Origin of the sequence: Streptomyces sp. NPDC046977 (assembly GCF_040644455.1) — a bacterium.
GTDB lineage: Bacteria > Actinomycetota > Actinomycetes > Streptomycetales > Streptomycetaceae > Actinacidiphila.
The window spans coordinates 72,495-90,248 of record NZ_JBEYWO010000004.1 but is presented as its reverse complement, the minus strand read 5'-3'; the positions used below and the strand labels follow the sequence as shown (position 1 = coordinate 90,248).

The window sequence follows — 17,754 nt, the reverse complement described above, 5'->3', positions numbered from 1 at the left end:
CCCGCCTCCCGCCGCTCACCGCCGCGAACCGCGGTTCAGGATCCCGGCAGCTCCAGCGTGAGCACCGTCGTGCCCGCGGCCGCGCGCGCGGCCGGCCCGCCCGCGACCTCGACGCCCCACGCCCAGCGGGCGTCGGAGGTCTCCGCCCGCAGGGTGGCGCCGTCGCGCACGATGGTGATCTCGGCCGCGGCCGGGCCGTCCTGACCGGGGACCCGGACGGTGGTCCGCGAGCCGTCGGCGGGCTCGAAGACCCGGACGGTCACGTCGTCCGCCCACACGTAGTCGGGGCGGTCGTCGACCGCGCCGACGGCGATGGCGGAGCCGGGCCGGGCCAGCAGCGGCACGCTGAGGTAGTCGTGGGTCTCGCGCACCCACCGCGGGCCGGTGACCTGCTCGCCGGTGGTGAAGTGCGTCCAGGTGCCCTCGGGCACGTAGTACGACACCTCCCCGTCCTCCGAGAACACCGGCGCCACCAGCAGGTCGCCGCCGAGCATGTACTGGCGGTCCAGCGGCGCGCAGCCCGGGTCGTCGGGGAACTCCAGCACCATGGCCCGCATCACCGGGACGCCCTCGGTGTGCGCCTGGTGGGCGGCACCGTAGAGGTAGGGCATCAGGCTCAGCTTGAGCTTGGTGAAGTGCCGCAGGACGTCGACGGCCTCCTCGTCGAACAGCCACGGCACGCGGTAGGACGAGGAGCCGTGCAGCCGGCTGTGCGAGGAGAGCATGCCGAAGGCGGTCCAGCGCTTGAACAGCCCGGCGTCGGGCAGGCCCTCGAAGCCGCCGATGTCGTGGCTCCAGTAGCCGAAGCCGGACAGGCCGAGGGAGAGGCCGCCGCGCAGCGATTCGGCCATCGACTCGTACGTGGACTCGCAGTCGCCGCCCCAGTGCACCGGGAACTGCTGGCCGCCGGCCGTGGCCGAGCGGGCGAAGACCACGGCCTCGCCCTCGCCGCGGTGCTTGCGCAGCACGTCGAAGACAGTCTTGTTGTAGAGCTGGGTGTAGTAGTTGTGCATGCGCTCGGGGTCGGAGCCGTCGAAGTACGCGACGTCGGTGGGCACGCGCTCGCCGAAGTCGGTCTTGAAGCAGTCCACTCCCATCTCCAGGAGCGCTTCGAGCTTGGCGGCGTACCAGGCGCAGGCGTCGGGGTTGGTGAAGTCGACCAGGGCCATGCCGGGCTGCCACAGGTCCCACTGCCAGACGCTGCCGTCGGGGCGCCTGAGCAGGTAGCCGGCGTCCCTGCCCTCCGCGAACAGCGGGGAGCGCTGCGCGATGTAGGGATTGATCCACACGCAGATGTGCAGGTCGCGCTCCTTGAGCCGGCGCAGCATCCCCTCGGGGTCGGGGAAGACCCGCGGGTCCCACTCGAAGTCGCACCAGTTGTACTCGCGCATCCAGAAGCAGTCGAAGTGGAAGGCCGACAGCGGCAGGTCGCGCTCGGCCATGCCCTCGACGAATCCGGTGACGGTCTGCTCGTCGTAGGAGGTGGTGAACGAGGTGGTCAGCCACAGGCCGAAGGACCAGGCGGGCGGCAGGGCCGGCCGACCGGTGAGCGCGGTGTACTTGCGCAGGATCTCCTTCGGCGAGGGGCCGTGGATGACGTAGTACTGCAACTGCTGGCGCTCGGCGCTGAACTGGACGCGCGAGACCTGCTCCGAGGCGACCTCGAACGAGACCTTGCCGGGGTCGTCGACGAAGACGCCGTACCCGGCGTCGGTCAGGTAGAACGGGACGTTCTTGTAGCTCTGCTCGCTGCTGGTGCCGCCGTCGGCGTTCCAGATGTCCACGGTCTGGCCGTTCTTGACCAGCGGCCCGAAGCGCTCGCCGAGACCGTAGACGGAGGTGCCGACGCCCAGGCGCAGCTGCTCGCGGACGTGGTGGCCGCCGTCGGCGGTGCCCATCAGCGCCATCGCCTTGACGTCGCTGCTGGTGATCGTGCGGCCGTCGGCGTCGCGGAACTCCATCCGCCACTCGCCGTCGCGGGCGAAGCGCACGCTCAGCTCGCCGGAGGTGAGAACGGCCTCCTTGTCGTCGACGGTCACGACGGGCTCGTGCGGCTGCTCGTGCAGTGCGAAGTGCGGGCCGGTCTCGACACCGCCCTCGAAGTGCGTGATGCGCACGCCGATCACGCCGGGCATCGGCGCGGTGCAGTCGACGGTGACGACCGGGCCCTTGAGCGTGTCGCCGCGGTGCCGGATGTGCTGGGTCGGTGCGTAGATCCGCAGCGTGCCGTTTCCGGGGACGGCATCGAGGACCTCTGCCGGATACGCCGCCGTGACGCCTTCGCGCAGCAGCCAGTACCCGTCGGTGAACTTCATGGCGATGCCTTTCCCGGTGGGTGCCCACCGGCGTTCTCGGTACGTGTGGGAAGCATGGGGGGCTCTGCCTCCGGCCCGGGGAGGCGGGGCGGGAGGCAGAGCGGCGGGGCGGGGCCCGCGGGGCGGTCAGCCGCCCCGCGGGCGGGCGGTGGTGGCGGGACCGGCCGGCGGCCGGGTCACTTCACCGCGCCCACGGCGATGCCGCGGGTCAGGGTCCGCTGGAAGACCAGGAAGAAGACGATGGCGGGCAGCGCGCCGAGCAGGCCGGCCGCGTTGGTCATCGTCGCGTCCATCAGCCGCTGGCCCTGGAGGACGCCGAGCGCGACCGAGACGGTCTGGTTGTCGTTCGACGGCAGCATGACCAGGGGCAGCAGGAACTCGTTCCAGGTCCAGATGAAGAAGAACACCATCAGGACGCCGAGGGTGGGCCGGCTCATCGGGACCACCATCCGCCACAGGACTTGCCAGCTGTTCGCGCCGTCGATCCGGGCGGCCTCGATGACCTCCTTGGGGAAGGCCCCCAGCACCGAGGAGAGCAGATAGGTGCCGAACGCCGCCTGGATGACGCTGAAGACGATGATCAGGCTGACCCGGGTGTCGTACAGCCCGACCTGCTTCGACAGGTAGTAGAGCGGGTAGACCAGGGCCTCCTGCGGCAGCACGTTGGCCAGCACGAAGAAGCCGAGGATCCACGCGCGTCCCTTGATCCGGCCGATGCCGATCGCGTACGCGTTGAGCACCGAGAGGATCACGCCGAACACCGCCACCAGGCCGGAGATCAGCACCGAGTTCAGCAGCATCTGCCCGAAGTCGACCCGCGTCCAGAAGTCGGAGATGGCGTCGAAGTGCAGGCCGTGGGGCAGGGCGAGCGGGCCGTGCGCGGAGTAGTCGGCGGGCGACTTCAGCGCGTTGTTGAGCACGATCAGGAGCGGCAGCACCATGAAGATCGCGCCGAGGATGATCGCCACCAGTACGGGGTAGCGCTTTGCCGCGGTCACTGGGCGTCCTCCGCGCGGGTCTGGAAGCGCAGGCCGACCATGGTCAGCGCCAGGATGAGCAGGGTGAGCACCGTCGCGATCGTCGAGCCGTAGCCGACGTCGGTCTTCTCGAAGAACGTGGCGAACGAGAAGTACGACGGGACGATGGTCGCGTCGGCCGGTCCGCCCTTGGTGAGGACGTACACGGCGCCGAAGACCTTGAGCGCGGCAATGGTGCACCAGAGCATCACCACATAGATCTCGGGGCGGATCTGGGGCAGCGTCACGTGCCAGAAACGCTGCCACCAGTTCGTCCCGTCCAGCTCGGCCGCCTCGTACAGCGCCGGATCGGCCCGCTGGAGCCCCGCCATGAAGATCACGACGGGGAAGCCCAGCTGCACCCACACCATCACGGCCATCACGCTCCACAGCGCGAACTTCGGGTCGCCCAGCCAGTCCTGCTGGAGCGAGCCCAGGCCGACCGCCTTCAGCACCTCGTTGAGGGAGCCGTTCTCGGGAGCGAGGATCCAGCTCCAGACGATGCCGGCGACGGTGATGGGCAGGACCTGGGGCAGGTAGAAGCAGGCACGCAGCACGCTGGCCAGCTTCGATCCGAAGTGCTTGCCGATGAAGTCGAACAGGGCCGCGGCGACGACGAGTCCGACGGCGGTCGGGATCACCGCCATCGCCACGACCATGGCGAGGCTGTGCCGGAAGGACTCCCAGAAGCGCTCGTCCTTCATCAGTTCCCGGTAGTTGTCCAGGCCTGCCCACTGCGGGGAGCCGACGCCCTGCCAGTGCGTGAAGCTGAACCAGATGTTCATCACGAACGGCACGACGATGACCGCCAGGAAGGCGATGACACCGGGGATCAGGTAGAGCGCGTACGGGTTGCGCAGCCGGAGCGGTCGGGCACTCATGACGTGGGCGCACCCGCGTCATAGGCCTTCTGGAGGTCGTCGAGCACGTCGTTGGGGCTCGCGCTGCCGGTGATCAGCTTCTGCGTCTCGGTGACCAGGACGTCGTAGAAGCCGGGGACCGGCCAGTCCGGGTAGAAGGCCAGACCGTCCTGGGACGAGACCTTGTTGAAGTTCTCGATCAGTTCCTTGGAGCTGGGGTCGGTGATCGCGGTGGGCTCGGCGGCGACGGGCACGCCGCCGTTGTTGCCGAGGGTGTTCTGGATCCCCTTCTTCATCGTGATGTCGATGAAGTCGTAGGCCAGCTGCTTGTTCTTGGCGTTCTTCGGGACGACCCAGAGGTTGCCGCCGGAGCCGAGGGTGAGCTTGGAGCCGGGGAAGAGGAACGAGCCCCACTGGAACTTGTTCTCGTCACGGAAGCGGCCGTACCACCAGCTGCCGGAGAAGAAGATCGGGGACTTGCCGCTGATGAAGGAGACACCGGCGTCCTCGGCCTTGGCGCCGCTGCTCGTCTTGGCGATGTAGCCCTTCTTCACCCAGTCCGAGAGGGTGTTGGCGGCGTACGTCCAAGCGGCGTCGTGGAAGTCGGTCTTGCCCTTGTAGAGCTCGAAAGCGTCGACCCAGCTGCGGTCGGCCTTGGTCAGCGCCAGCTGGTACAGGTACTGGTGGGCCGGGTACTCCGCGCCTCCGTTGGCGAGCGGGGTGATGCCCTTGGCCTTGAAGGCGGCCAGTGCCTGCTCGAACTGCTCGAACGTGGTGGGGACCTGGACGCCGTTCTTCTGGAACAGGTCCTTGTTGTAGTACACCATCGTGTACTCGCCGAAGTTGGGAACGCCGTACCAGTTCCCGGAGCCCATGACGCCCTTGGCGTCGTAGCGGCTGGTGGTGGTCACGCTGGGGCTGAGCAGCTTGTCCCAGCCGTGCTTGGTGACCTCCGGGGTGAGGTCGGTGAGCAGGCCCTGCTTGGCCAGCAGGCCGGCGGTGGCGTTGCCCTTGTTGTACTCCATGAGGTCAGGGGCGTTGCTGGAGTTGAGCACCATCGAGGCGGTCTTCTGGACCTGCTCGAAGCCCTTGGCCTCGAACTCCACCTTGACTCCGGGGTGCGACTTCTTGAACTCCGCTATCGCCTGGTCCCAGGCGACGCCCATCGCGCTGTTCGGGGCCTCGTAGTGCCAGAGCTTGAGGGTCTTGCCGTCGCCTTCCTCACTGCCGCCGGAACTGCCGCACGACGTGATGAGCAGGACGCCCGCCAGGGCAGCTGCCGCGAGAGCTGCCGGTCTGCGCACCTTCAACATTGAAGTGACCTCCACCTGGGCTGTACGAACGGAGAGACGCCTCATCGAATGGATTCGATGCGACGCGTCGAAGCGCTTCGACGCAGGACCGTATGAGGGGGCGGGTCATATGTCAATGGTGTTAACAAATGAACGACCAGCGCTTGCCGGCGGGCAGCCGGAAGCAGGTGAAGGGCCTTGCCGGCATCGAGGCCGCCGCTGCGGAACCCCGTGGGACGTACCCCGCCGCGGCGGCGAAGCGCTTGCCGCGCGGCGCGGCCCGCGGGCGTGGGCGCACCTCCGAGCGGGTCGGCGAGGCCGCCGACCAGCCCAACGCGATTTCCTGACAGGGCAGTTGGGGTCAGGCGGCGAAGCCGAACGAGGGGACCCTCCGGCAGTGCCGCGTGAGGTCCACGGGCTCGGCCGCGGCCTCACCGACAAGCGGCCGGGACGGGCGTCATGTCGAGTCGGCGATCTCCCGGCCCCCACGCGGCGGGCGGGCACCGAGGAATGCGTGCCGACGGTCGGTCGGGACCACCCCCGGGCGAGCCGGACGCGGTCCGCCCCGGAACGACTGACGGGGGCCGGGCCATGCCCACAACGGCATACGGCGGGCGGTGCCCGGGGCGGCACGTGTGAGGGGCGGAGCGCGCCAAGCGCTCCGCCCCTCACGTGTCGGGCCCGGTCCTACGCCCGGTGGTACTGCACGGGCGTGGCGACCTCGCCGCCGAGCTGTCGCGCCGCGTGGCGGGCCCAGTACGGGTCGCGCAGCAGCTCACGGCCGAGGAGCACGGCGTCCGCGCGGCCCGAGGCGACGATGGCCTGCGCCTGCTCGGGATCGGTGATCAGGCCGACGGCGGCGACCGGCATGCCGGTCGCCGTGCGCACCTGCTCGGCGTAGGGCACCTGGTAGTCGGGGGCGGCCTCGATCCTGGCGTCCGGCACGTTGCCGCCCGTGGAGACGTCCAGCAGGTCCACGCCGCGGGCGTGCAGTTCCTTGGCGAAGCGGACGGTGTCCTCGCCGGTCCAGCCCTCGCGGTCGTCGTCCGCGTTCTCGGCGAGCCAGTCGGTCGCGGAGGTCCGGAAGAAGACCGGCAGTTCCTCGGGCCACACGGACCGGACCGCGTCGACGACCTCCAGGGCGAAGCGCGTGCGGCCCTCGAACGAGCCGCCGTAGGCGTCGGCGCGCCGGTTGCTGTAGGGCGAGAGGAACTGGTGGATCAGATAGCCGTGGGCTCCGTGGATCTCGGCGACCTGGAAGCCGGCCGCCAGCGCCCTGCGGGCCCCGTCGGCGAACTGCCGGACGATGTCGGAGATCTCATCGGTCGTCAGCTCCGCCGGGGTGGTCGAGCTCCCGGCGAAGGGAACGGGGCTCGGGCCCACGGGCGTCCAGCCGTGCCCCTCGCCGGGCGGGATCGGCGCGCCCCGGTCGACCCAGGTGCGCTCGGTCGACGCCTTGCGGCCCGCGTGGGCGAGCTGGATGCCGGGGACGGTGCCCTGGGACTTCAGGAAGTCCGTGATGCGGCGGAACGCCGCGACCTGCGTGTCGTTCCAGATGCCGAGGTCGTAGGGGCTGATCCGCCCCTCGGCGGCGACAGCGGTGGCCTCCGTGATGATCAGGCCGGTGCCGCCCGCCGCGCGGGCCGACAGATGGGCGAAGTGCCAGTCGTTCGGCATGCCGGCCTCGGGGCCGTCCGGTGCGGCGCTGTACTGACACATGGCCGCCATCCAGATGCGGTTGGGGATGGTCAGCGACCTGAGGGTGTACGGCTCGAACAGGGTGGTCACGCGGGGTGTCTCCTCTGATGGCGTCGGGGGGCCTGGGGCATTCGGCGCGGGCGTCCAGGCCGCCATATCAGTGCAACAGCGCCTTACAAGCAGAGACAATAATTGCACGCGCCTATAAATGCAAGCGCATGATAATTGCACGCACAACCAACCCGCCCCAGCCGCCGGCGGCCGCGGCGAGCGGTCAGTAGAGGGTCGCGACGGCCGTGCGGTGCAGCATGTCCTCGGCCCGCTCCCACGGCCAGCCGTTCTCGACGACGAGGGTGCGCCAGCCAGTGGGCCCGAACCAGAACCACAGAAGGTCGGCCGTCTCCTCGACAGCGCAGTGGCGCGGCGGCTCGTCGAGCCCGTGCAGATGGACGGCGACGGTGCGCAGCGCCTCGCGGTACGCGGCGGTGGCCCGCTCCCACAGCGCCTCGCCGTTCTCGTGCACCGGCAGCGCCTTGTGGATGGCCTCGTGGACCCGGAACTGGCTCTCGTTGCCGGCCCGCGTGCCGTGCGCGACGGCGCGCAGTGCCTCGGCCGGGGTGCGCAGCGCGAGCACGCGCGCGACGGCGTCCCCGTACCCGGACTCCACAACGGCGGTGTCGACGATCCGGTCCAGGATGTCGCCCTTGCTGCCCACGCTGGCGAACACCGTCTTCGCCGCCACACCGGCCGCCGCGGCGATGTCCGCGACGGTCACGCGCGCGTAGCCGCGCTCGGCGAAGAGCGCGGCGGCCCGGTCGAGAATCAGTTCGCGGGTGCGTGCCGCGGCCTGCTCGCGGAGCGGTGAGACGTATGCGCGCTTCTGGGTCACGGGGATCATCCTAGTCAAAATGAGACCCGCTTTGACCTATTCATTGGGTGCTCAGTAACCTCAATATGCGCGGCCCACGATCACCCGCGCCACCGAACCGACCGACGCGGGCGAAAGGCACACGACAATGGCGATGGACGCCGTGGAACTGGCACACGGGCTCTTCCGGATACTCGAGACGGGCGACGCCGCCCTGGCCGCCGAGGTCGTCGGCGCGGACAACCACAACCGCGAGGCCGCGGTCGCCCCCGCGGCCTGCGCGATCCCGGGCCCCGCCGGGACCCTGGCCTCGGGCGTGTGGCTGCGGTCCGCCTTCGACGGCCTGCGCTTCCCGATCCTCGGGGTCGCGGCCAACGACCACCAGGTCTGGGTGCGGCTGCGCATGCAGGGCAGGCACACGGGCCCGTTCGTCCGCTTCAAGGACGGCGCGCTCGACCAGGCCGTCCCGCCCACCGGCCGGGAGGTCGACTTCGAGCAGGTGCACCTGCTCGACATCCGCGACGGCAAGGTGGTCCGCCACGAGGCCCTGCGCGACGACCTGACGATGCTCGGCCAGCTCGGCGTCTTCCCGCCCTCGCCGGCCGTCGCGCTGCGGGTCGCGGGGTGGAAGATCTCCGGGCGTGCCGCGCGCGCCGCCGCGGAGGTCACGGCGGCGGCCGAGAAGGCGGCACGCGCCCTGGACACCGCGGACACCGCGGGCGCCGCCGGCGGCCGGGGCTGACCAGGATGCTTGCGCCGCGGCAAGACGACGTTCACAATAGTTGCAGACGTTGACTATTGCAGACGTAGACGACTGGGAGGCCGCGATGACCGCGACGGATCCGGCCCTGACCGCACTCTCGCAGAGCTGGTACGCCCTCTCGGCCCTGCACGGCAGGATCGAGGCGCACATCGAGCGCGCCCTGCAGACGGGACACGAGCTGAGCGTGCGCGAGTACTCCCTGCTGGAGGTCCTCAGCCGCCAGCACGACGGACCGGGCGGCCACCTGCAGATGAAGCAGGTGGCCGAGGCCGTGGTGCTCAGCCAGAGCGCGACGACCCGCCTGGTGACCCGCCTGGAGGACCGGGGGCTGCTCAGCCGCTACCTGTGCGTCACCGACCGCCGCGGGATCTACACCGACGTCACCGGGCCCGGCCTGGCGCTGCTGGCCGAGGCCCGGCCGACCAACGACGCCGCGCTGCGCGACGCGCTGGACGAGGCCGCGAAGAATCCCGGCCTGGCCCCGCTGGTCAGGACGGTCGAGGAGTTGCGCCTCCCGGCCTCCGCCTGAGCCCCGGGCAGCACGCGGAGGCCGGTCGCGTTGCGCGACCGGCCTCAACTCACCGTGAGAAGCGCCGACGTTCACGGCACTACCAGGCACTAAGTCCCTTTTGCCGTCCCTTTTGCGGTCGTTTGTTCAGTCGTGTCAGGCTGGAATGTCCGGACATCGCCGAAGGGACACGTCATGAGGCTTGCCTCGATCCTTCCCGACCGCATCGGCCTGGGCACCGCCCCACTGGGCAACATGTTCCGCGCCGTACCGGACGAGGAGGCACGGGCGACCCTCCGTGCGGCCTGGGACCAGGGCATCCGCTACTACGACACAGCGCCGTTCTACGGAGCGGGCCTGGCCGAACTGCGCCTCGGTGAACTGCTGTCCCGGCAGTCCTCGGACACCTACGTACTGTCCACCAAGGTCGGACGGGTCGTGTTCGACGAGATGGGCGACCCCAGCGCCCGCGAGCACGAACTGGGCGACAAGGGCGGCCTGTTCGAGCACGGCCGGCCCAAGACGATGGTGACCGAGTACACCGCGGGCGCCACCGAGCGCTCGCTCGACGACAGCCTCAAGCGGCTGGGCACCGACCGCATCGACATCGTGTGGGTGCACGACATCGCCCAGGACTTCCACGGCGACGCGTGGCTGGAGAAGTTCGACGAGGCGCGCACCGGCGCCTTCCGGGTGCTCACCCGCCTCCGCGACGACGGTGTCATCAAGGCGTGGGGCATCGGCACCAATCGTGTCGAACCCATCGAGCTCGCCTTGGACTTGCAGGAACCGCAGCCCGACGGCTTCCTGCTCGCGGGCCGTTACACGCTCCTGGACCACGAGCGCGCCCTGCAGCGACTGCTGCCCGCCGCCCGGGAACAGGGCCTCGGCATGGTCGTCGGCGGACCCTACAGCTCAGGAGTGCTGGCCGGCGGCGACCACTTCGAGTACCGGCCCGCCTCCGCCGAAGTGCGCGAGAAGGTCCGGCGGATCAAGGAGATCGCCGACCGGCACGGCGTGGGGATCAAGGCGGCCGCGCTGCAGTTCCCGCTTGCCCATCCGGTCGCGTGCGCCGTCGTGCCCGGGGCGACCCGGCCGAGCCGCATCGCCGAGGACATCGCGGCGGCCCGGGAGGAGATCCCGGCCGCGTTCTGGCACGACCTGCGCGAGGCGGCGCTCGTCAGCCCCTTCGCGCCCCTGCCCGGCGGCGCCTGAACCGCCCGCCCCGCCGGACGTCCCGTCCCCGTGCACCGGTGCACCCAGCCGACGACACCAGGAGAACCCCCATGGCCTCGACTTCGGTGAGCCAGGTCGTCCCCGCGTCCCCCGAGCGCGTGTGGCAACTGATCGGCGGCTTCGGCTCGCTGTCCGAGTGGAACCCCTCCATCACCGAGACCGTCCTCATGGAGGGCGGGCGGGTCCGCCGCCTCCGCACCGCCGACGGCGAGGTCGTCGTGGAACGCATGCTGTCCTTCGACGAACAGCAGCGGACCTACGCCTACACCTTCGTGGAGACCCCGTTCCCCGCCACTGGGTACCTGGCCACGCTGCGGGTGCACGCGGTCCCCGGCGAGAAGGACGCGGCCGAGGTCCAGTGGTCCGGCCGCTTCGTCCCGCAGGGGGTCGCCGACGACGACGTGGTCGCCCTTTTCACCGGGGTCTACCGCGACGGCGTGGACGCCCTCCTCGAGGCACTCCAGGGCTGACCCGGCCCACGGACCACCCTGAAGCGGGACGGGCACCGGCGGTGTGTGCCCGCCGGTGCCCGCCCCGCCGTACGCCGCCGGTCAGGCGGCGGGCAGCGGCGCGTCCTGCGCCACCAGGCCCTGCGCCCGCAGGTCCTGCCAGAAGGCGGCGGGGACCGGCTCACGGAGGGCGGCGAGGTCCTCGGCGATACGGCCCGGCTTGGTGGCGCCCGGGATGACCGCGGCGGTCGCCGGATTGGCGAGCGCGAACTGCAGCGCCGCGGCCTTTATGCCGATGCCGTGCCGGTCGGCCAGGTCCCTGATCCGCCCGACCTTGGCGAGGATCTCCGGGGAGGCCTCCGCGTACTCGAAGTGCCGGCCGCCGGCCAGGACGCCGGAGCTGTACGGGCCGCCGACCACGATGCCGACACCGGCGGCCGCGGCGGCGGGCATCAGCCGCTGCAGGGCCCGCTCGTGGTCGAGCAGGGTGTAGCGGCCGGCCAGCAGGAAGGCGTCCGGGCGCGGTTCGTCGAGGTCGAGGGTGGTCTCCAGCGGCTCGACGCGGTTGACGCCGATGCCCCAGGCCTTGATCACGCCCTCCTCCCGCAGCCGGGACAGGGCGCGGAAGGCGCCGGTGCGGGCCTGTTCGAACATCTCCAGCCACGCGTCGCCGTAGAAGTCCTGCGCGATGTCATGGACCCACACGATGTCGACGCGGTCGGTGCGCAGGCGCTTGAGGCTCTCCTCGACGGAGCGCAGCGTGGCGTCGGCGGTGTAGTCGTTGACGATGGTGTTGGGGCGGCCGTGCTCGAAGAGGTTGCCCTTCTCGCCCAGTTCACGGGCCGCCGGTTCGACCTCGTCGAGAATGATGCGGCCGACCTTGGTGCTCAGCACGTACTCGTCGCGGGGCTTTCCGGCGAGGGCGTCGCCGAGCCGGATCTCGGCCAGGCCGGCCCCGTACAGCGGCGCGGTGTCGTAGTAGCGGATGCCCTGGTCCCAGGCCGCCTGGACGGTGGCGGCGGCCTCGTCCTCGGGGATGGCCCGGAACATGTTGCCCAGCGGGGCGGTACCGAAGCCGATCCGGTCGGGGAGGATACGGGCGACGTTCATGGGGGTCCTTCCGGGATGCGGTGGGGGTGGGGTGCGGTGGCGCGGGTGCCGCGGCCGCGGTGGGACGGGTCAGTGGCGGCCGGCGAGCGAGGGCCGCTCGTGGCCCCGGGAATCGGCGACGACCCTGCCGCGGCCGGCCCGGCCGTGTCCGCCGCGGCGCCGGTCGAGGCTCGCGGAGACCACGGCCAGGACCAGGGCGGAGCCGGTGAGCGCCGCGCCGACCAGGTTGGGCGCGGTGTAGCCGAGTCCCGCGGCGATGACGATGCCGCCCAGCCACGCGGACAGGGCGTTGCCGAGGTTGAAGGCGCCGATGTTCACGGCCGACGCGAGGGTCGGCGCCCCGGACGCCTGGTCGAGGACCCGCTTTTGGAGCGGCGGTACGGTGGCGAAGCCCAGGGCGCCGATCAGGAAGACCGTCACGGCGGCGGCGGGCCGACTGTGCGCGGTGAGGGTGAACAGGGCGAGCACGGCGGCCAGGGAGCCGAGCGCCGAGAAGAGCATCGGCATCAGGGCCCGGTCGGCGTACCTGCCGCCGATCAGATTGCCGACGACCATGCCGGCGCCGAACAGGACGAGCAGCCAGGTGATCGACGAGTCCGCGTAGCCGGCCACGTCGGTCATCATCGGCGCGATGTAGGTGATGGCCGCGAAGACGCCACCGAAGCCCAGCACGGTCATGGCCATGGCCAGCACGACCTGCACATTGCGGAAGGCGCCCAGTTCGTGCCGCAGGCTCACGCCTTCGGGCTTGGGCAGGTCGGGGACGAGTTTGGCGACGCCGGCCAGGCCGAGGACGCCGAGGGCCGCGACGAGCACGAAGGTCACCCGCCACCCGGCGCTCTGGCCGATGAACGTTCCCAGCGGCACGCCGACGACGTTCGCCACGGTCAGCCCGGTGAACATCAGCGCGATGGCGCGGGCCTTCTTCTCCGGCGCGACCAGTTCGGCGGCGACCACCGAGCCGATGCCGAAGAAGGCCCCGTGGGTGAAGGAGGCCAGGATGCGGCCGGCCAGCATGACGCCGAAGACCGGGGCGAAAGCGGACACCAGGTTGCCGGCGACGAACAGCGCCATGAGCAGCATGAGCATGTTCTTGCGCGACATCTTGGTGCCCAGCAGCGTCATGATCGGCGCGCCGAGCATGACCCCGAGGCCGTAGCCAGTCACCAGGAGGCCGGCGGTGGGAACGGACACGCCGAAGTCGGAGGCGACCTGCGGCAGCAGGCCCATGATCACGAATTCGGTGGTTCCGATCCCGAAGGCCCCGATGGCGAGGGCCAGGAGCGCGATGGGCATGGTGGGGACCTCTCAAAGATTGCGATGGCGCCTAGCGTGCGTCCACAATATTTGCACGCGCCGCATAACGTCAAGCGCGGCCCATCCGTAGCGGCGCAACCGCCCCGTACGCGCACATGCGGCGCACGCACCCTGCCCACGATCCTACATATACGGCGTTTGCAAATACCGGTGAACGCAAATAGCGTGGAGCCGGAAGCGCGGAAGGTTCCCCCCTCCGCCCGGACGTTCACCCGTCCGCACTCGCCCCCACGGTTCCGCCGGGCCGTGACGCGAAAGGATCAGCGCCATGACCACACCCATCCCTCACGTCCCTCACATCACGCTCAACAACGGCGTGACCATGCCGCAGCTCGGTTTCGGCGTCTTCCAGGTGCCCGACGACGAGACGGCCGCCGCCGTGACCACCGCACTGGAGAGCGGCTACCGCAGCATCGACACCGCCGCGATCTACGGCAACGAGACCGGCGTCGGCCGGGCGCTCGCCGCCTCCGGCATCCCCCGCGACGAGCTGTTCGTCACCACCAAGCTGTGGAACGCCGACCAGGGGTACGACAGCACCCTGGCCGCCTTCGACGCCTCCCTCTCCCGGCTGGGCCTCGACCACGTGGACCTCTACCTGATCCACTGGCCCGCGCCCGCCCACGACCGCTACCAGGACACCTGGCGCGCCTTCGAGAAGATCCACTCCGAGGGGCGGGCACGCGCCATCGGCGTCTCCAACTTCGAGCCCGCCCATCTGCGGCGCCTGATGGACGACAGCGCCGTCACCCCGGCGGTCAACCAGGTCGAGCTGCACCCGCGGCTGCAGCAGCGCGAACTGCGCGCCTTCCACGCGCGGCACGGCATCGCGACCGAGGCCTGGAGCCCGCTCGCGCAGGGCGCGCTGCTCGGGGACCCGGCCGTCACCTCCATCGCCGGCCGCCTGGGCAGGACGCCCGCCCAGGTGATCCTGCGCTGGCACCTCCAGCTCGGCAACGTCGTCATCCCGAAGTCCGTGACGCCCGAGCGCATCCGCGAGAACCTCGACGTCTTCGGCTTCGAGCTCACCGACGCCGACATCGCCGCGATCGACGCCCTCGACGACGGCGGCCGCATCGGGCCGGACCCCGACACCTTCAACTGACCGGCGCGAGGCCCCGCACGGGGCCGCCCGAGCGCTTCCGCCACCGGCGACGCACCGTCCGCCGCCCGCCCCCGACGGCGGGCGGCCGTCGTTCCGGCGCCGCACGGTGCGTGGATGCGGTCACCAGCGCAGCGCGTCCTGTCCGCCGACGTGTCCGACGCGACGCTGGTGCGGGATCTGATCGGGACGCCGGGCCCGCCGCGCAGCGCGGCGGCGCGACCCGCCGGCCCCGTGCGCAGGGGCGACGCCGGCGATCACCGTGGTGGCACAGAGCAGCGCCGCGGAGAAGGTGTTGACCGCGCCGCCCGCCAACACGGCGCCGATGAGGGCACCGAGCGCACCGCCGGTCAGTGCCGCGCCGAAAACGATCCCGCGAGTCTTCAATTCCACGAAGAATCACTCCCTTTCGCCTTCGTCACCACATTTGCCCCGCTCTGGGGCCGGTTATTCCAAGGATCGTCTCCCCGGGTGAACCTGTGGGCGGCGCCCGTCGAACGGGGGATCCGGCGCATGCCGCTCCCCGGCCAGGGCAGACGCGTCACGCGGGACGGGCCCGCCCGGAGCCCCGGAACACAGCGGACGGGAAACGCGATGGAGGAGCAGCGTACGGTGACGGGCGGCGGACTCCCCGGCGGCCGGGGCCCGCGGCCGGCGGACGGCCGGTACAGGGCGGCGGAGTTGCTGGTCGTGGCGCGCCGCACCGCCGTGGCGCTGTGGGACGAGGACGCCTCGGAGAAGGCCGCAGCCCTCACGTACTACGGCGTACTGACGCTCTTCCCCGGCATGCTGCTGACGGTGTCGGTCATCGGCCTGGCCGACGCGTCGGCCACGGGCGACCTCATCGCGCGGGTGAGCGCCCTCGCCCCCGCCGGGTCCGGGGAGATGCTGGCGCACACCATGCGGGACGTGGCGCGGGAGCGGTCGGCGGCCTGGGTGCTCGCCATCGCCGGCGCGACGGCCGCGTTGTGGTCCGCGGTGAGCTATCTGGCCGTTTTCCGGCGGGCGTTGCACGCGATGAACCGGGTGCGGGACCACCGGCCGTCCTGGCGCACGGCGCCGCGCATCGCGGTGACGGCCTCGGTGCTGCTGACCCTGCTGGCCCTGGGCCCGCTGACCCTGATGCTCACCGGCCGGCTGGCCCGGCGGTCCGGGGAACTGCTCGGGGTGTCCGGAGTGGCGGTGACAGCGTGGAACGTCCTCAAGTGGCCGTTGCTGCTGTGCCTGACGACGCTGCTGGTGCTGGTGCTGTTCCGTTCCGGGCCGCCGCAGGTCCGGCCGGTGCGGGTCATGCTGCCCGGTGGTGTGCTCGCGGTCCTGCTGTGGCTCGCGTCGACCCCCGTGCTGACGCTGTACGTGTCGCACGTCGGGACGTACAGCCGCCTGTACGGGCCGCTGGCGGGCACGGTGGTGTTCCTGATGTGGCTGTGGGTGTCCAACCTCGCGCTGCTGAGCGGCGCGCACTTCAACGCGGAGCTGCGGCGCCACCGGACGGCCGCGGCCGGGTCCGCGCCCGCGCCCCGGGACGCGGCGCGATCACGTCGGCCCTGATCTGCCGCATGGGGCTGCTGACCACGCGGTAGCGGCCGTTGGGCAGCCGGGCGGCGCGGGTGATGTGCACGGTGAGCGGGCCCGCCCACTCGTAGTCCCGGCGTTCGGCGTGCCGCTGGAGCGCGTCGGTGAGCGCCTCCCCCACCCGTTCGCGGTCCGGGCCCAGTTCCTCGTGGACGGGGGCGGCCAGTTCGACGGTGTAGACGTTGGGCACCACCACCCGGCTGGCACTGCACACCACGGCGTGGCCGTCGCACTCGCGCCGCAGCGCGTCGAGGAGTTCCACGGGCTCGTGATCGAAGACCTTGGCGTGCAGCGCCTGCTCCCAGCGCTCGATCGCCCTTTCCCAGCGTCGCAGCATCCCCATGTCCTCGCGCCTGCCCGGCAAGGCGGTCCTGATGCCGCCGGCCCGCGACAGCGGCCGGAAGCAGGCGGTGGTACGACGGGCCGCGGGCGGGGCGTCAGTGCTCGCGCCGGAGGGCGACGACGGCCATGTCGTCGCCCAGCGGACCGTGGGCGTGGCCCAGCAGGTCCCGGGTGACCGCCTGCACCAGGGTGGCCGGACCGCCCGAGCAGTTCAGACCGGCGGCGCGTTCCAGCAGCGGGTAGAAGCCGCCCTGGGCGTCCCGGGCCTCGGTGAGCCCGTCGGTGTAGAGCAGCAGCTGGTCGCCGCGGACGAACGGGAAGGTGCTGGGGTCGTACGTGCTCTCGACCAGGGCGCCGAGGCCCAGCGGTGGGGCGGGGTCCGCGACGGCGAGGAGGGTCGCCCGGCCCTCGTGCAGCAGCAGCGGGGGCAGGTGGCCGCAGCTGACCACATGGACGCAGGGCTCGTCGTCGGGGATCTCGACGACCGCGGCGGTCACGAACCGCTCCCCCACGTCGGCCTCGGCCGAGGCGTCGACGAACTCGGCCAGTCCCCAGCGCACGCTGCCCTCCAGCGAGGCGACGAGTTCCGGCAGCGGCTCCTGGCGGTGGGCCGCCGCGCGGAAGGCGCCGAGCACAGTCTCGGTCTCGCCCAGCAGGTTCAGTCCCTTGCCGCGCACGTCCCCGATGAGCAGGCGCGTGGCGTTCGTGGTGCGGGCGACCGCGTACAGGTCGCCGCCGACCCGGGCGCCGTCGCCGGCCGAGCGGTAGGCGGAGGCGATCGTCAGCGGCCCCGAGCGGCCGGGCAGCGGCCGCATGACGACCCGGTGGGCCGCCTCCGCGATCCGGCGCTCACCGGCCAGCTCGTGCCGTCCCCGCTCGGTCGACAGGGCGAAGACCACCAGCAGCACCGACACCATCACCAGGGACGCCAGCTGGACCAGGACGTTCTCGGTGGTCAGGGCGGACCGCTCGGCGCCCGCGGCGATCAGGGCGAGCACCGCGAGCAGCGCGGTCAGCGCGCCGCGCAGGGGCCCGGCGAAGGCGGCGACCAGCGCCACCGGCACCACCAGGACGTGCGCGATGTGGATGTTCATCGGGAGGAAGAGATCGGCCACCGGCACGGCCACGATCAGCAGCGCTGCCATGACGGTGATGACGCCGTCACGGGAGCACGCCGCGGTGGCCTCCCCGCTCCCCGCGTCACGGGGACGGTCACGCCACCACGCGTCCATCCTGGCTCCTTCCCTGCCGGTCCGGCCCGGGCCCGGTGCGACGGCACCAACCATCGTGCAGGGCATCCCAC

General features: G+C 71.4%; 18 protein-coding genes. 7 read left to right on the top strand and 11 right to left on the bottom strand.

Going from position 1 to position 17,754, the window contains the following annotated elements:
- Nucleotides 1-35: 35 nt before the first annotated feature.
- From yicI to ABZ883_RS07785, 4 genes are all read right to left on the bottom strand, one after another.
- Complete coding sequence (yicI, locus tag ABZ883_RS07800; protein WP_360903229.1) at nucleotides 36-2,315, bottom strand: alpha-xylosidase; 2,280 nt, start codon at nucleotides 2,313-2,315, stop codon at nucleotides 36-38.
- 176 nt (nucleotides 2,316-2,491) lie between these two features.
- Nucleotides 2,492-3,256, bottom strand: a complete 765-nt coding sequence (locus ABZ883_RS07795) for a carbohydrate ABC transporter permease (RefSeq protein WP_360904035.1) — start codon at nucleotides 3,254-3,256, stop codon at nucleotides 2,492-2,494.
- Nucleotides 3,257-3,309: 53 nt separating this feature from the next.
- On the bottom strand, nucleotides 3,310-4,212 hold the full coding sequence (locus ABZ883_RS07790) for a sugar ABC transporter permease (RefSeq protein WP_360903226.1): 903 nt from the start codon (nucleotides 4,210-4,212) through the stop codon (nucleotides 3,310-3,312).
- Entirely contained in the window at nucleotides 4,209-5,504 is a 1,296-nt protein-coding gene (locus ABZ883_RS07785; RefSeq protein WP_360903223.1) for an extracellular solute-binding protein, read from the bottom strand. The genes ABZ883_RS07790 and ABZ883_RS07785 overlap by 4 nt, the downstream gene beginning before the upstream one ends.
- Before the next feature lie 128 nt (nucleotides 5,505-5,632).
- Here ABZ883_RS07785 and ABZ883_RS07780 point away from each other — a divergent pair, with 128 nt between their 5' ends.
- Nucleotides 5,633-5,830 carry a hypothetical protein gene (locus ABZ883_RS07780; RefSeq protein ID WP_360903220.1) on the top strand — a complete coding sequence of 66 codons (198 nt, stop codon included), beginning with the start codon at nucleotides 5,633-5,635 and terminating at the stop codon, nucleotides 5,828-5,830.
- Nucleotides 5,831-6,170: 340 nt separating this feature from the next.
- Here the strand turns inward: ABZ883_RS07780 and ABZ883_RS07775 are convergent, their stop codons facing one another.
- Nucleotides 6,171-7,271: an NADH:flavin oxidoreductase/NADH oxidase gene (locus ABZ883_RS07775; RefSeq protein ID WP_360903217.1), complete on the bottom strand. Its 1,101-nt coding sequence runs from the start codon at nucleotides 7,269-7,271 to the stop codon at nucleotides 6,171-6,173.
- Between the two features lie 184 nt (nucleotides 7,272-7,455).
- Nucleotides 7,456-8,079: a TetR family transcriptional regulator gene (locus ABZ883_RS07770; RefSeq protein ID WP_360903214.1), complete on the bottom strand. Its 624-nt coding sequence runs from the start codon at nucleotides 8,077-8,079 to the stop codon at nucleotides 7,456-7,458.
- A 118-nt stretch (nucleotides 8,080-8,197) separates the two neighbouring features.
- Between ABZ883_RS07770 and ABZ883_RS07765 the strand changes: the two genes are divergently transcribed.
- The 4 genes from ABZ883_RS07765 (at nucleotide 8,198) to ABZ883_RS07750 (ending at nucleotide 11,026) form a co-directional block, all read left to right on the top strand.
- Complete coding sequence (locus ABZ883_RS07765) at nucleotides 8,198-8,791, top strand: ester cyclase (RefSeq protein WP_360903211.1); 594 nt, start codon at nucleotides 8,198-8,200, stop codon at nucleotides 8,789-8,791.
- A gap of 85 nt (nucleotides 8,792-8,876) precedes the next feature.
- Entirely contained in the window at nucleotides 8,877-9,341 is a 465-nt protein-coding gene (locus ABZ883_RS07760; RefSeq protein WP_360903208.1) for a MarR family transcriptional regulator, read from the top strand.
- 174 nt (nucleotides 9,342-9,515) lie between these two features.
- A complete protein-coding gene (locus ABZ883_RS07755) occupies nucleotides 9,516-10,535 on the top strand; it encodes an aldo/keto reductase (RefSeq protein ID WP_360903205.1) in 1,020 nt (339 codons plus the stop codon).
- Nucleotides 10,536-10,606: 71 nt separating this feature from the next.
- Nucleotides 10,607-11,026, top strand: coding sequence for an SRPBCC family protein (locus tag ABZ883_RS07750; protein WP_360903203.1), 420 nt, complete (start codon nucleotides 10,607-10,609; stop codon nucleotides 11,024-11,026).
- An 81-nt stretch (nucleotides 11,027-11,107) separates the two neighbouring features.
- Here ABZ883_RS07750 and ABZ883_RS07745 read toward each other — a convergent pair whose 3' ends face one another.
- Together ABZ883_RS07745 and ABZ883_RS07740 are read right to left on the bottom strand one after the other, a co-directional pair.
- Entirely contained in the window at nucleotides 11,108-12,115 is a 1,008-nt protein-coding gene (locus ABZ883_RS07745) for an aldo/keto reductase (RefSeq protein WP_360903200.1), read from the bottom strand.
- 69 nt (nucleotides 12,116-12,184) lie between these two features.
- Nucleotides 12,185-13,411, bottom strand: a complete 1,227-nt coding sequence (locus tag ABZ883_RS07740) for an MFS transporter (RefSeq protein WP_360903197.1) — start codon at nucleotides 13,409-13,411, stop codon at nucleotides 12,185-12,187.
- Nucleotides 13,412-13,700: 289 nt separating this feature from the next.
- Between ABZ883_RS07740 and ABZ883_RS07735 the strand changes: the two genes are divergently transcribed.
- A complete protein-coding gene (locus ABZ883_RS07735) occupies nucleotides 13,701-14,537 on the top strand; it encodes an aldo/keto reductase (protein WP_360903194.1) in 837 nt (278 codons plus the stop codon).
- 120 nt (nucleotides 14,538-14,657) lie between these two features.
- Here the strand turns inward: ABZ883_RS07735 and ABZ883_RS07730 are convergent, their stop codons facing one another.
- The gene (locus ABZ883_RS07730) at nucleotides 14,658-14,927 is read right to left on the bottom strand and encodes a hypothetical protein (RefSeq protein ID WP_360903191.1); all 270 of its coding nucleotides are present in this window, start codon (nucleotides 14,925-14,927) and stop codon (nucleotides 14,658-14,660) included.
- Between the two features lie 201 nt (nucleotides 14,928-15,128).
- Between ABZ883_RS07730 and ABZ883_RS07725 the strand changes: the two genes are divergently transcribed.
- Entirely contained in the window at nucleotides 15,129-16,085 is a 957-nt protein-coding gene (locus ABZ883_RS07725) for a YihY/virulence factor BrkB family protein (RefSeq protein WP_360903188.1), read from the top strand.
- Here ABZ883_RS07725 and ABZ883_RS07720 read toward each other — a convergent pair.
- Nucleotides 16,000-16,452, bottom strand: a complete 453-nt coding sequence (locus ABZ883_RS07720; protein ID WP_360903185.1) for a DUF3662 domain-containing protein — start codon at nucleotides 16,450-16,452, stop codon at nucleotides 16,000-16,002. The two genes, ABZ883_RS07725 and ABZ883_RS07720, sit on opposite strands and share 86 nt — an antisense overlap.
- Nucleotides 16,453-16,546: 94 nt before the next feature.
- Nucleotides 16,547-17,683 (bottom strand): PP2C family protein-serine/threonine phosphatase, encoded by a 1,137-nt coding sequence (locus ABZ883_RS07715; RefSeq protein WP_360903182.1) that lies wholly within the window; start codon nucleotides 17,681-17,683, stop codon nucleotides 16,547-16,549.
- Nucleotides 17,684-17,754: the final 71 nt, after the last annotated feature.

What these genes read in the sequence shown, in the direction of transcription:
- ABZ883_RS07725 (WP_360903188.1), top strand. Translation starts at nt 15,129, where the DNA reads ATGGAGGAGCAGCGTACGGTGACGGGCGGCGGACTCCCCGGCGGCCGG.
- ABZ883_RS07715 (WP_360903182.1), bottom strand. Translation starts at nt 17,683, where the DNA reads ATGGACGCGTGGTGGCGTGACCGTCCCCGTGACGCGGGGAGCGGGGAG.
- ABZ883_RS07735 (WP_360903194.1), top strand. Translation starts at nt 13,701, where the DNA reads ATGACCACACCCATCCCTCACGTCCCTCACATCACGCTCAACAACGGC.
- ABZ883_RS07740 (WP_360903197.1), bottom strand. Translation starts at nt 13,411, where the DNA reads ATGCCCATCGCGCTCCTGGCCCTCGCCATCGGGGCCTTCGGGATCGGA.
- ABZ883_RS07770 (WP_360903214.1), bottom strand. Translation starts at nt 8,079, where the DNA reads ATGATCCCCGTGACCCAGAAGCGCGCATACGTCTCACCGCTCCGCGAG.
- ABZ883_RS07785 (WP_360903223.1), bottom strand. Translation starts at nt 5,504, where the DNA reads ATGTTGAAGGTGCGCAGACCGGCAGCTCTCGCGGCAGCTGCCCTGGCG.
- ABZ883_RS07760 (WP_360903208.1), top strand. Translation starts at nt 8,877, where the DNA reads ATGACCGCGACGGATCCGGCCCTGACCGCACTCTCGCAGAGCTGGTAC.
- ABZ883_RS07720 (WP_360903185.1), bottom strand. Translation starts at nt 16,452, where the DNA reads ATGGGGATGCTGCGACGCTGGGAAAGGGCGATCGAGCGCTGGGAGCAG.
- ABZ883_RS07790 (WP_360903226.1), bottom strand. Translation starts at nt 4,212, where the DNA reads ATGAGTGCCCGACCGCTCCGGCTGCGCAACCCGTACGCGCTCTACCTG.
- ABZ883_RS07755 (WP_360903205.1), top strand. Translation starts at nt 9,516, where the DNA reads ATGAGGCTTGCCTCGATCCTTCCCGACCGCATCGGCCTGGGCACCGCC.
- ABZ883_RS07795 (WP_360904035.1), bottom strand. Translation starts at nt 3,256, where the DNA reads ATGGTGCTGCCGCTCCTGATCGTGCTCAACAACGCGCTGAAGTCGCCC.
- ABZ883_RS07745 (WP_360903200.1), bottom strand. Translation starts at nt 12,115, where the DNA reads ATGAACGTCGCCCGTATCCTCCCCGACCGGATCGGCTTCGGTACCGCC.
- yicI (WP_360903229.1), bottom strand. Translation starts at nt 2,315, where the DNA reads ATGAAGTTCACCGACGGGTACTGGCTGCTGCGCGAAGGCGTCACGGCG.
- ABZ883_RS07750 (WP_360903203.1), top strand. Translation starts at nt 10,607, where the DNA reads ATGGCCTCGACTTCGGTGAGCCAGGTCGTCCCCGCGTCCCCCGAGCGC.
- ABZ883_RS07780 (WP_360903220.1), top strand. Translation starts at nt 5,633, where the DNA reads ATGAACGACCAGCGCTTGCCGGCGGGCAGCCGGAAGCAGGTGAAGGGC.
- ABZ883_RS07765 (WP_360903211.1), top strand. Translation starts at nt 8,198, where the DNA reads ATGGCGATGGACGCCGTGGAACTGGCACACGGGCTCTTCCGGATACTC.